The sequence below is a fragment of the Rhodopila sp. genome (assembly GCF_035548095.1).
Taxonomy (GTDB): Bacteria; Pseudomonadota; Alphaproteobacteria; order Acetobacterales; family Acetobacteraceae; genus Rhodopila.
This window is the reverse complement of sequence record NZ_DASZUV010000005.1, coordinates 303402-316009: the sequence shown is the minus strand read 5'-3', so window position 1 is coordinate 316009 and position 12608 is coordinate 303402. Positions and strand designations below refer to the sequence as shown.

General features: G+C 64.7%; 11 protein-coding genes, 1 tRNA gene and 1 CRISPR repeat array. Of the genes, 6 read left to right on the top strand and 6 right to left on the bottom strand.

Features of this window, described 5'->3' with window-relative positions:
* Positions 1–39: 39 nt before the first annotated feature.
* Positions 40–668: a CRISPR direct-repeat array (repeat unit 36 nt; unit sequence GCTTCAATGAGGCCGAGGCGCGCGTACCTCGGAAGC).
* 266 nt (positions 669–934) lie between these two features.
* The 6 genes from cas2 to VHC04_RS07455 form a co-directional block, all read right to left on the bottom strand.
* Complete coding sequence (gene cas2 / locus VHC04_RS07480; protein WP_325679624.1) at positions 935–1228, bottom strand: CRISPR-associated endonuclease Cas2; 294 nt, start codon at positions 1226–1228, stop codon at positions 935–937.
* 7 nt (positions 1229–1235) lie between these two features.
* On the bottom strand, positions 1236–2978 hold the full coding sequence (gene cas4g/cas1g, locus VHC04_RS07475; RefSeq protein ID WP_325679622.1) for a CRISPR-associated endonuclease Cas4g/Cas1g: 1743 nt from the start codon (positions 2976–2978) through the stop codon (positions 1236–1238).
* Positions 2979–2994: 16 nt separating this feature from the next.
* Positions 2995–3657: a hypothetical protein gene (locus tag VHC04_RS07470; protein WP_325679620.1), complete on the bottom strand. Its 663-nt coding sequence runs from the start codon at positions 3655–3657 to the stop codon at positions 2995–2997.
* Between the two features lie 160 nt (positions 3658–3817).
* Complete coding sequence (locus tag VHC04_RS07465; protein ID WP_325679618.1) at positions 3818–4216, bottom strand: DUF6157 family protein; 399 nt, start codon at positions 4214–4216, stop codon at positions 3818–3820.
* A gap of 304 nt (positions 4217–4520) precedes the next feature.
* On the bottom strand, positions 4521–4997 hold the full coding sequence (locus tag VHC04_RS07460; RefSeq protein WP_325679616.1) for a YybH family protein: 477 nt from the start codon (positions 4995–4997) through the stop codon (positions 4521–4523).
* 276 nt (positions 4998–5273) lie between these two features.
* Entirely contained in the window at positions 5274–6440 is a 1167-nt protein-coding gene (locus VHC04_RS07455) for an acyl-CoA dehydrogenase family protein (RefSeq protein ID WP_325679613.1), read from the bottom strand.
* 197 nt (positions 6441–6637) lie between these two features.
* Here VHC04_RS07455 and pdxH point away from each other — a divergent pair, with 197 nt between their 5' ends.
* The 6 genes from pdxH to VHC04_RS07425 all read left to right on the top strand — a co-directional run bounded on the left by pdxH (position 6638) and on the right by VHC04_RS07425 (position 12495).
* Complete coding sequence (pdxH, locus tag VHC04_RS07450; RefSeq protein WP_325679611.1) at positions 6638–7234, top strand: pyridoxamine 5'-phosphate oxidase; 597 nt, start codon at positions 6638–6640, stop codon at positions 7232–7234.
* 108 nt (positions 7235–7342) lie between these two features.
* Positions 7343–8209, top strand: coding sequence for a universal stress protein (locus VHC04_RS07445; RefSeq protein WP_325679609.1), 867 nt, complete (start codon positions 7343–7345; stop codon positions 8207–8209).
* A 128-nt stretch (positions 8210–8337) separates the two neighbouring features.
* Positions 8338–9084, top strand: coding sequence for an SDR family oxidoreductase (locus VHC04_RS07440; RefSeq protein ID WP_325679607.1), 747 nt, complete (start codon positions 8338–8340; stop codon positions 9082–9084).
* A 309-nt stretch (positions 9085–9393) separates the two neighbouring features.
* Complete coding sequence (locus VHC04_RS07435) at positions 9394–10833, top strand: L-seryl-tRNA(Sec) selenium transferase (protein ID WP_325679605.1); 1440 nt, start codon at positions 9394–9396, stop codon at positions 10831–10833.
* A gap of 90 nt (positions 10834–10923) precedes the next feature.
* A tRNA-Sec gene (locus VHC04_RS07430) sits at positions 10924–11019 on the top strand.
* Between the two features lie 333 nt (positions 11020–11352).
* Entirely contained in the window at positions 11353–12495 is a 1143-nt protein-coding gene (locus tag VHC04_RS07425; protein ID WP_325679603.1) for an OmpA family protein, read from the top strand.
* The last annotated feature ends 113 nt before the right edge of the window (positions 12496–12608 follow it).

Here is a 12608-nt window from a genome sequence, read left to right as displayed (position 1 = left end):
CTCCGCGGAGAAATGACCTATTCTCTCGTGATGGGCTGGGCTTCAATGAGGCCGAGGCGCGCGTACCTCGGAAGCTCACATATCATCTCGACGCGACCAGATTGGGGTCCAAGCTTCAATGAGGCCGAGGCGCGCGTACCTCGGAAGCAAGAACGCCGGCACGATCACGGGCGTGGATAGCGCTGACGCTTCAATGAGGCCGAGGCGCGCGTACCTCGGAAGCAACCAGGGATGAAGACCGAATCAGGCGCGCTTGTCCAGCGAGCTTCAATGAGGCCGAGGCGCGCGTACCTCGGAAGCGGTTGCCGATCATCTCTAGCACCGCCGACGGCGAGTGCGCTTCAATGAGGCCGAGGCGCGCGTACCTCGGAAGCGACCAGATCATCCACGTGATGGTGGAGCGGGACCTGGAGCTTCAATGAGGCCGAGGCGCGCGTACCTCGGAAGCCGAGACCCATTGAGGAGAACCTATGATCGCCTTTCTGGCTTCAATGAGGCCGAGGCGCGCGTACCTCGGAAGCCTCTGCTCATCGCAATCGAACAACAACAAGGCGAGGGTTGCTTCAATGAGGCCGAGGCGCGCGTACCTCGGAAGCTACGATGATCTGATCCGCGATGCTCGGCGTGCCGTAGCTTCAATGAGGCCGAGGCGCGCGTACCTCGGAAGCAGCCACCCTACAAGCCCTTGGATACCAAGGCAATCTCGCCACATTTTCGACCGGTGGCCCCGGACGACGGGCGCCGCCTGTCAGTTCTCATACGATATCGTATCAACAATGTCAAAGAGCCTCATGATTCCAACAATCTATCGAGATTCGAGCGGGTGCGGGGTTCCGCTCGGCCCCTCACCGCTCGAAAGTACCCGGCGACTACGAAATGCATTCTATCGGCCGCTCAACTTTGTCGGAATCACGGATGGTCTTACCGGATCTTGCTATATGACGGTAGCACGGCGTTCCATTTTTGAGAACGTTTTGCCGATGCTCTCCATGGCCAACTCGACCTTGTCGGCCGGTCCGACATCGATCAGGAGAACGTGATCCTCGCCATTCTTCACCAACTCACGCAGTCGCGTCTCAAGCTCGGCGCGACGCCGCTGCGAAAGACGACATTGGAAAACGGAAAGCTGGATCCATTCCCCATATCCATGCATTGCCTTGAAAACGCGACGCCAACGCTTTTGGTCGGAGATATCGTAGGTCACGATGAAGAGGCGTTCGTCGGCCATGGGTAAGCTACCGCGGCAAATAATGAGGATAGGTCGGCAGCTCTCCCAAAAGAAACCGGGACAGCAATCGCGCCTGAACCAGCAGCATGCGGCGCATGCTCACCTGATAGCCAAAGACCGGATGCGTCGTTTCCTGAGAGAGACGACGCTCAAAGGCCTCGACAAAGCGGCGCCGTCCCGCTTGCGTGAGCGCCGTGCCTGTCACCGCCACGACGAAATCGCTCGGCCCGACTTCGCCCGTGTTGACAACCGACAGCACGACGGAATCGGCAATGATCGCGCGGAATGGCTCCATGAGATCGAGTGCCAGCGCTGGCCGGCCATAACGCGGCGCATGATAGAAGCCCCGGTAGGGATCGAGCCCCACCGATGCCAACGCGATCGTCAAATGCCTGGTCAGCATCGCGTAGGCGAGCGATAGCATCGCGTTGACCGGATCGGTCGGCGGACGACGATTGCGCGTCTCGAAGCGGAATGGCGCCAGTTCGCCGCCGCCTTGCTTGTCCTCGGGCGGTTTCAATAGACCCGCGAAGGCGCGGAAATAAACGGCCGCCGCATCGCCCTCGACGCCAAGCAACTGCGCCAGAGTCGCCGCGCCACCCGCGGATTTGCGTGCCGCCCCAAGCCGGTCGAGCGCCGTCTGTCGCTCTTCCGGGGCCCTGCGCCAATTCCGGCGCAGGATCGTCCGCTGGTTCGTGATCTTTGCCGCAACCAGCTCCCTGGCGAAGCGCAGGCAGGCTGCCTCATCGAAGCTTAAGCGATATTGCGCCGTGCGGACCTCGACATTGCGGTGACCAACGCCGTGAGCCACACCACGAAACCAGCCGCTGTGACTATGAAAGGTTACCGGAATCTCGCGTTCGAGCAGCGCCGCAAGGGCCGGCGTGGTGATGGATACATTGCCGAACAGCGCTACATCCGAAATATCGATGAAGCGCACCTGCGCTTCGCCCTTCTCGCCGTCCGTGATCTTGAGCGTTTCGCCTTCCTTGCCTATTCGCGCATGCTGGGATTGCACGATCAGCGGCAGCGCCTCGTCGGGCGGGACGGCGATGGTTCGCGGCGCGAGCGAGGAGCCGGACAGTGAGCGGATTTCGTCGGGAAGACAGATCGTTACGAGCGCGCAGCGCGGGCATTTCGGGCTGTCCTTGAGAGGCGGCGGAATCCGGCTTTGCGAGACCGTCAATCGCAGCTCGCTAACGGCGGTGCGCGCCGCGGTGCGCAAATCGTCATCCAGCACAATGCGTACCCGTTCCCGACTCTCGGCATAATAGATGGCGCCTTCCTCAACGCGATAACCGTGCTCTTCGAGCAGCAATCCCTGGAGGCAGATCTGGATGCGCTCCGGTTCGTAAACGCCTTGCGCGACATGCGGACGCTTGCCCCGCTTGTAATCGACAGGCGTCACCACGCCGTCGTCCGCCTCGGCAATGTCGAGCTTGGCGACGACACCCAGGCCGGTCGAGGAGAGCGTCAACGACCGGCTGACAATCTTGTCGCTCGCCGGCGCTTCGCCGGCTTCCAAAGCCTGCGGCGCGGGGAGCGGTGCGCTGGGACGATCGACCCGCGCATGGACGCGATTGCCCTCGACCGTGTCGCCCGTCTCCGCCCACTCGCCCTGGGTCCACATGAGATAGGCAAGACGCGGGCAATAGACGAACTCATTCACCATCCGTGCCGGAATGAGCGGCATATCCCCGCTGACCGGCGGAGCGGGAAGGTGGAATTCGAGCTGGTTGTCGGTCGGCATGAATATGCTCAATCCGCTAGATTGGCCGGGCGCGTGCGAAGTTCATGTATTTTCCCAGCGAAATTCGCTGTACGACGACAACATGATCGACCCCTGGATGCTTGAGCCCCTCGGGCTCACGCAAATTCGGATGGCAGAGCAAAGCGCGGACGGCAGTCAGCGTCGTCGCACCACGCCAGATTGGAAATGCAAAGGAAAACCATCTGCTTCGGACATGCCATCGATGATGTAGGGGCGGACGCGTCCTGCTCGCATCTCCGGAACGAGAGTGAGTACGGCTAGGCCGATGGCCGCAAGGCGACTGGCGCCGTGCAAGGAAATGCTGATGCCCCTGATCGAAGAGCATCCACAGCGGCGTCGGGTCCACCGGTTCCGTTTTGTCGTCCTTGACGGCTACATCGCTCATTAAGCTTGCCAAGAGGTCGATGCGCTCGCGCTGATTGACAAGGGATACCCTTGCCTCCCCCGCAAACAGCTTACAGCATTCCTTTCGAGAATAGTTCAAACCTTCGCGGTCGTCAAATTCATAACTTGCCGCAATCGTCTCGATCCCCCCGACGGCAATTTCTGAAATTTGCTCAGCGGTCATTTTCCGTGCAAGAAACAGCCGCGGTCTGAGCGGTGGTCGATCAATATCCCAGGCGACACGCGGGTAAAGCGTCGGGTCGGCAGTCTCCAACGCACGCAAGAGTCCTATGTAATGCAGGAAAGGCCAGTAGATTGTCAGGATCCGGCCAGTCGAGGCGGTGAGATTGCGCCGCGGTCATTCGCCGGTCTCCGTTGCCGCGCGGTGGCAGGCGTGGGAAAAAAGACGGTCAGCACCGTGCACGACGGAGCGGTCATAGTCTCCGGTTCCGCATAGCCGGAATGACCTTGATACCCGGTTGGGACGTGAAGCGTCGATAGTCGTCAGTCCCAAGCCCATAAAGAGCGATCCGACCGCTAGCATCATAGTGCGCTCCCCAGCCGTAGCGATTCGGCAACAAAGACGCGCGAAGGCAAGGGTGCGATCTGGAAAACAGCGCCAACTTGAAAGGCTCGATATCAGTGTCATCGATGCTCTTATGCCGTGCGTGGACCGCCAGGATGAGATCTTTGCCGGTAAAGCGATACGGATTGGCGGCCAGCAACATGTATTCAAGGCCGGCGATCGACCGTGGTCGATCAGGAACGATACCCGCGCCCACTGGACAGTCCGGCGCGACAGCAATGAATGTGTTGAGATATCCCATCGCCATGATCGTCTCCTGACCTCGCTCGGAGAGTTACGTGCGGTGCACCGTCACTCGCCTTGCCAATAATCTGGCGTCCCTTCTTCGCGGCCCGCGAACCTCGCCGACGGCCCAGATCAGAAATACCTTATCGTGTGTGCGGGATGCCGAGTTCGTCGACCAGCCACGTCGCCTTCTGCAGGTTGCAGGAACTCCGGCGTCTCAGACGGTGATTGCCATCGGCGTGTCTCCTTCGGGAGCCGCGGCGGCTTTCAAAACGCGCTGTGCCAGTCGCACGACAGGCCGCCTGCACCCGACTGCCCTGCCGCCGCTACCGCGACTTGACCGGGCGGTTGGCATGACTGGTCTGCGGCACGCCACGATTGAGCGACAGATGCGTATGCACGCCGATCCAGCCGCCATCCGGTTTCCGATGAAACACCATCGTCGCGCGGCCGGGCCGGTCGAAGGCCGAACCGTCCGGATGGTAGCCGGTGCTGGTCCAGGGGGCGATCACCACGGCCATGCTGACATCGTCCGACGCCAGCACCTGCGCCGCATCCAGGGTGAACCGGAAATCGCTGGTCTTCGGCCAGACATTGTCCCACTGCGTGGCGATCCACGCCTCGCGGTCCGGCAATACGTCCTGATGCGTGCCGAAGGCGAGAATCGACGGATGAAACAGCGGCCGCGCCGGCGCATAGTCGACGGCGCGGACATGGCTGGCGAAGGTGTCGAGCCAGTCCAGAAAGAAGGCCCGCGTTTCCGCGTCGGCCATGGGCAGTCCGGAGCCGGTCGTTTCGGTCATGCTGCATGCCTTTCCGCGTTGTGACGACCGGCAAGGCGATCGTGCCGCCGGATCACGGGCAGGCTAACCGGGCAGGGGCCGCGCTGGCTACCCGTCAAGATGCGGCAGGGCGCCCGGCGGCCTCTGTAGCGAAAACGCATATAGCGAAACGACTTGCCCAAACCGGGGCGCCCCGGTGTGTCGCCGGACCTTGGGACCCGCGTGCGATCGGCTGGTCGGCCCCGGTCCCCGCCAAAGCGGTCCGGCAATTGTCGCAGCGCCAGGTCCCCGTGGATGTCAGTAGCTGCGCGGCAGTCCCAGCACGTGCTCCGCGATGTAGGACAGGATCAGGTTCGTGCTGATCGGCGCCACCTGATACAGCCGCGTCTCACGGAATTTCCGCTCGACATCGTATTCCTCGGCGAAGCCGAACCCGCCATGCGTCTGCACGCAGGCCTCCGCCGCCGCCCAGGACGCATCAGCCGCCAGCATCTTCGCCATGTTGGCTTCCTCGCCGGGCGTCTCACCCGCCTCGAACTTCTCGCAGCCGGCATGCACCATCAGCTCCGCCGCCCGCATCTGCGCGTAGGCCTTCGCCAGCGGGAACTGGATGCCCTGGTTCTGCCCGATCGGCCGGCCGAACACCTTCCGCTCCTTGGCGTAGTCCGTCGCCTTGTTCAGGAACCATTTCGCGTCGCCGATGCATTCCGCCGCGATCAGCAGCCGTTCCGCGTTCATGCCGTCCAGGATGTAGCGGAAGCCGCGGCCCTCGACGCCGACCAGGTTCTCGGCCGGCACGATCATGTTGTCGAAGAATACCTCGGTCGAGTTGTGGTTCATCATCGTGCGGATCGGCCGGATCGTCAGCCCCTTGCCCAGTGCCTCCCGCATGTCGACGATGAAGGTCGATAGCCCCTCGGTCCGCTTCGCAGCCTGGTCGCGCGGCGTGGTGCGCGCCAGCAGCAGCATCAGGTCGGAATGTTCCGCGCGGCTGGTCCACACCTTCTGGCCATTCACGACGTAATGATCGCCTTCTTTCTTGGCGAAGGTGCGCAGACTGGTCGTGTCGGTGCCGCTGGTCGGTTCTGTCACGCCGAAGGCCTGTAGGCGCAGTTCGCCGGTGGCGATCTTTGGCAGGTAGGTCTTCTTCTGCTTTTCGGTGCCGTGCCGCAGGATCGTGCCCATGATGTACATCTGCGCATGGCAGGCGGCGCCGTTGCAGCCCTCGGCCTGTACCGTCTCCAGGATCGCCGCCGCCGCGGACAGCGGCAGGCCGGCGCCGCCATATTCCTCGGGGATCAGCGCGCCCAGATAGCCCGCCTCGGTCAGTGCCTTGACGAATTCGGTCGGGTAGCCACGGACTTCATCCAGCTTGCGCCAGTACTCGCCGGGGAAGCGGGCGCACAGCTTCTTCACCTCATCGCGTATTTCCTGGTGCGGATCGGGGCGCAAGGTGTCTTTCATGGGTCTCTCCACTGGGATGAACAGTCGGCGTGTCGCGCCCGATGCCAGCCGGTGGCGGGCAATAGCCGCCCTTATGGCCATTTCCGGAGGTTAGGCAATCCGCCGGAAGCACGGCTGTCCATGACCCGGATCATGGCTTGGCGGATCGGTGCCGCCGTCCTATCCCGATCCGGCCCATTCAACCAGGGACACGCATCATGTCGGATCTGCCGCCGCTCGACCCATCACCCTTCGTTCAGTTCCGCGCCTGGATGGCGGACGCCGCGAAGGAAGAGATCAATGACCCGAACGCAATGATCGTCGTGACCGCGACACCGGATGGGCGGCCGTCGGCCAGGGCAATCCTGTTGAAGGATGCCGATGACGCCGGTTTCGTCTTCTATACCAACAAGGAAAGCCGCAAAGCGCGTGAGCTGGAGGCCAACCCCCACATTTTTCTGCTGTTCTTCTGGAAGTCGCTGCATCGGCAGGTCCGTGTGGAAGGCACCGTCACCTCGGTGACCGATGCCGAGGCCGATGCCTATTTCGCCACCCGCCCGCGCGTGTCCCAGCTTGGCGCCTGGGCCTCGCGGCAGTCCCGCGCCTTGGCCGAGCGGCAGGTGCTGGTGGACCGGGTCGCGCATTATGAGGCGGAGTATCCGAACCAGGTGCCGCGCCCGCCATACTGGTCGGGCTATCGGGTGACGCCCGACCTGTTCGAGTTCTGGCAGGACATGCCGTTCCGCCTGCACGACCGGACGATCTATCAGCGCGGGGCCGGCGACGCCTGGGTCCGCAGCAAGTTGTTCCCCTGATCCCTCATCCGTGAACCGGGGCGCCTCGGCCCGGCGCCGGATTGCGCTTGCAGTGGCCGCGCAAACCTGCATTGCTCCAAGCGCAGAACTTCCCGAAGGACCTAGGCCATGGCCATCCGCAAGATCCTGTTGCCGCTGACCGGCACCGCCGCGGGTGAAGCGGCGCTTGCCACCGCGTTGATGATCGCCCGCCGATGGAACGCGCACATGCTGGCGCTGCACGTGCGCGTAGATAGCCGCGACGTCGCTCCACTGGCCGGGGAAGGCCTGTCCGGCGCGATGATCGAGGAAATGATGTCCGCGACGGAGAAAGAGAGCTCGGAGCGTGCCCATGCCGTGCGCACGATGTTCGAGCACTTCGTTGCGCGCCACAATGTCGCGGTGCAGGAGGCGCACAGCCTGCTCGACCACCCCACCGCCAGTTTCGCGGCCGTGATGGGGAGGGAGGAGGATATCGTCGCCCAGCAGGCCCGCCTGGCGGACCTGACGGTCGTGCCGCATCCGGAGTCCGACGATGACGTCTCGTCCTCGGACGCATTGCATGCGGTGCTGTTCGATTCGGGGCGCCCGGTGCTGATTTCACCGCACGCGGTGCAGACTTCGATCGGCTCACGGGTATGCGTCGCATGGAACGGCACGGCGGAGTCGGCCTCTTCGGTGACCGCGGCGATGCCGTGGATGCAGCGCGCCGAGGCGGTGGCGATCCTGACCGCCGAGGGCTACCAGCGGCGTGGCCCCGGTGCGCCGGATCTGGCCGCCTACCTGGCATTGCACGGCGTGATGCCGGAGATCATCACCTTCCGTGCCGTCGGCGGATCGGTCGGTGCGGGCTTGCTGGAGGCGGCCAGGAATTTCGGCTGCGACCTGCTGTCGATGGGTGCGTATTCGCATTCGCGTCTGCGCCAGCTGATCCTGGGCGGCGTGACCCGGCATGTGCTGGAGAATGCGTCGCTGGCGGTGATGATGAACCGGTAATCCGGCACGCATCCACACCCTGGGCAGCCGGGCGCCGTGACGCCGATGACCCGCCGGCCGCCATCTTCCCGCCGGGCGCGCCGCGGTTCAGAATGGGCGTCCGTTATTCCCCGGGGAGGAACCGTTCCATGGCCAATCGTATCGCCGTCGTGACCGGCGCCGGCAGCGGCATCGGCCGCGCATCCGCGCTGAACCTGCTGAAATCCGACTGGGACGTCGTCCTGGCCGGCCGTCGCAAGGACGCACTGGAAGAAACCGCTGGCATGGGCCCGCCCGGCCGCACGCTGGTGGTGCCCACCGATGTCAGCGACCCCGCGTCGGTGGACGCGCTGTTCGCCCAGGTGAAAGCGAAATACGGCCGCTGCGACATGCTGTTCAACAACGCGGGCGGCAACGTGCCGATGACCAATTTCGGCGATTTCACGTTCGAGATGTGGCGCAAGGTGCTGGCGGTGAACCTGGATGGCATGTTTCTGTGCGCCAACGCCGCGTTCCGCATGATGAAGGCCCAGTCGCCGATGGGCGGGCGGATCATCAACAACGGCTCGATCTCCGCGCATAATCCCCGGCCGGGTTCGGTGGCCTATACGTCCAGCAAGCACGCGGTCACCGGGCTGACCAAGTCGATTGCGCTGGACGGCCGTCAATTCGATATCTGCTGTGGCCAGATCGATATCGGCAACGCGGCGACGCCGATGACTGCCCGTACGGTGACCGGACAGATGCAGCCGAACGGCCTGGTCGCCGTCGAGGCACGCATGGACGTCGACCATGTCGGCCAGCAGGTGGCGTTCATGGCCAGCCTGCCATTGGAGTCGAACGTGCAGTTCGTCACCATCATGGCCACCAAGATGCCCTGGATCGGGCGCGGCTGAAGACCCGGAGGATCTGCATCGGGCACGTCCGCGCCATCGCACGCCGCGCCGTGGCGGCATCCGGTCCGATGGCCGGTCCTTACGTGGCCATTATGACAGCGCGACAGCGGCGCGGCCCGCTGCGATGGTAGATCTGCCGCAACGCCGCTTACGTGACGTATGCTGGTCAGCTGTCGCGTTTTGGGCGGCTGGCGGGATGGGCAGTGTGACTGGCAACGACAAGGCGATGACGCTGCGTGGCCAGCGGGACGGTCGGCCGCCCGGCGGACCGTCGCGCTGACGGGGCACGGACAGGTGGAGCGCGGCGCGGTGGAAAAGCAACCCGGCAGGCTGCCATCAGTCGATGCGCTGCTGCGTGCCCCTGACACCGAGGTGCTGCTGGCCCGGTTCGGCCGCACCGCCGTCACCGCCTCATTGCGGGCCGTGCTGGAGCGCCGACGGAGCGCCGGCCGGTTCGGCGTGCCGGAAGCCGACCTCCTCGACGAGGCGGCGGACGATCTCGCGAGGCGCTTTGCCGCGTCCCAGCGGCCGGTGTTCAACCTGACCGGAACGGTCCTGCACACCAATCTGGGCCGGGCGCCGCTGCCGCCGGAGGCAGCGGAGGCGGCGGCGGTGGCCCTGCGCAACGCCACCACGCTGGAGTTCGATCTGGCAAGCGGCGGCCGCGGCGAGCGTGACGACCACATCGCGCCGCTGCTGTGCGAACTGACCGGCGCCGAGGCCGCCACGGTGGTGAACAACAACGCCGCGGCGGTGGTGCTGGTGTTGAATACGCTGGCACTGGGACGCGAGGTCGTGGTGTCGCGCGGCGAACTGATCGAGATCGGCGGCGCCTTTCGCATCCCTGATATCATCGCCCGGTCGGGCGCCATCCTGCGCGAGGTCGGCACGACCAATCGCACCCATGCCCGTGACTACCGGGAGGCGATATGCCTGGGGGGTTCGATCCACGGCGGCTCCATCCAGGAAGGCTCGGTTCAAGGGAGTTCCAGTGGGGGGAGTTCCAATCGGGGCGGCACGGTGAAGACCGGCGCGCTGCTGAGAGTGCATCAGGCGAACTACGCCATCACCGGCTTCACGGCCGCCGTGCCGACGCCCGCCTTGTCGGCGATCGCGCGGGAGGCCGGCCTCCCGCTGGTAGAGGATCTTGGCAGCGGCAGCCTCGTCGACCTCGCACGCTGGGGTCTGCCCCATGAGCCGACGCCACGCGAATCGCTCCGTCACGGCGCCGATCTGGTGACATTCTCGGGTGATAAGCTCCTGGGTGGTCCGCAGGCCGGGTTGATCGTCGGCCGGCGCGACCTGATCGCCGCGGTGAACCGCAATCCTCTCAAGCGCGCGTTGCGGATGGACAAGGGTCGGTTGGCGGCGCTGGAGTCGGTGCTGCGGTTGTATCTCGCGCCCGATCTGCTCGCCGACCGGCTGCCCGCGCTGCGGCTTCTCGCTCGGCCGGCAGACGAGATACGGCGGACCGCCGAGCGGGTGGCCATGGCTCTGGCGGGGCGCTGGCCGGACAGGCCGGTGGTGGTCTGCGCGTGCCGCAGTCAGATCGGATCGGGGGCATTACCGGTCGACCGGCTGCCCTCCGCCGCGGTCGGCATCGGCGGCGCGGACCTGGAAGGGCTTGCCGCGTCGTTGCGCGCCTTGCCCCGACCGGTGATCGGGCGCATTGCGCGGGGGCTGTTGCTGCTGGATTGCCGCTGCCTGGAAATGCCGGACGAGACGGCGTTCCTCGCGCAGCTCCGTTGATTCCGACCGGCGATCGCGCCAAAGGAAGGCCAAAGAGGGCAACGGGGGAGCGGAATTGCCGGCAACGGCGGCATGTCGGATGGTGGCGATGGAGGAGAAGCGGTCCCGGTGGGCCGGCCGGACTTCAAACCCGGTTGGGGCGGCTGAGCAGTCCCGGGCAGGTTCGACTCCTGCTCTCTTCCGCCATGGGACGCGGCGGCAGCGGTGCCGGTTGAATGCGGACGAGATTTTTGGTCATCTGTCATGCCGACGAGGTGGGCGGCGGCTCGAGCCGGCCGGTTGACGAAGCGGGTTGCTTGGCTGAAGACGGCCGTGCAGGCCGGAAAATGACGTAAGTGTGATCCTGTTGTGGCTAAGACGCAACAGTGTGTCCTTATCGGCTGATAGAGGCGGTTGTGTCCCTCGCATTTGGCCAACTTTGGAGTTAATGCTGTGGGCAGCGAAAAGGCGGGGACCCCATCGCGCTTGTCCACGGGCCCGTTTCGCCCGGTTGGTGAAGAGATCAAGGAGAGAGTTACAATGAACTTCCGCAGGGCACTGGTTGCCGCCACGATCCTGGCGATGCCGATCGCGGCGAGCGCTCAGCCGGTTACCGGCATCTACCTGGGCGCGGGCGCGGGTCCGGACATCCCGCTGAACCAGGATGTCAAGAATCTTCAGTTGACGAACGGCGCCCTGGGTGGGTTGTCGACCTCGGGCAAGGCCAAGTTCGGCGTTGGCTTCACCGGCCAGGCATCGCTGGGCTACGGGTTCGGCAACGGCCTGCGGGCTGAGGTCGAAGGCGTGTATCTGAACAACAAGGGCAACGGCTTCACCGACTTCACCCGCACGAATGGCCTCGCCGGCGGCGGCACGCAGCAGAAGTACGGCGTCATGGTGAACGGCCTGTATGACTTTAACGGGCTGTCTCCGATGTTCGTGCCGTATGTCGGCGTCGGTGTCGGCGCGCTGTGGGTCAACGATGATCTGCATGCCCGCAACACCAGCACGTTCAGCTACGGCGGCAACACGCTGACCCCGGGCGGCTTCACGGCGCAGACGAACGGCACCACGGCGGTGTTCGCCTACCAGGCGATCGTTGGCTTCTCCGTGCCGGTCCCCAGCGTGCCGGGCCTGGCCCTGACGGCGGACTACCGCTTCCTGGGCACGGCGGGCAACCGCACCGACTCGGCGAACTACAACGTGTCGGTCTCGGGCCAGAACTTCCACAGCTATGGCCGCGTCCAGATGGGCCCGACCTACGACAACCAGATCATGTTTGGCGTCCGCTACAACTTCGGCCAGGCTCCGGCTCCGGCGCCGGTTCCGGTTGCGCCGCCGCCGGCCCCGATCGCCAAGTCCTACCTGGTGTTCTTCGACTGGGATAAGGCGACCCTTACGGACCGCGCCCGCCAGATCATTGCCGAGGCGGCCGCCAACTCCAAGAAGGTCCAGACCACCCGGATCGAGGTCAACGGCTATACCGATACGTCGGGCACGCCGAAGTACAACATGGGCCTGTCGATCCGCCGCGCTCAGGCGGTGGCCGCGGAACTGGTCCGGAATGGCGTGCCGAAGCAGGAAATCTCGATCCAGGGCTTCGGCGATACCCACCTGCTGGTGCCGACCGGCCCCGGCGTGCGTGAGCCGCAGAACCGGCGCGTCGAAATCATCCTGCACTGATCTCGCAGTCAGGACGGAGTTGAACGGGGGCACCTTCGGGTGCCCCTTTTCATGTCCGGCTGGCCGATAGCGCCATTCGGACGAGACGGGCCCTTGCCGCCGCCATATTGGCG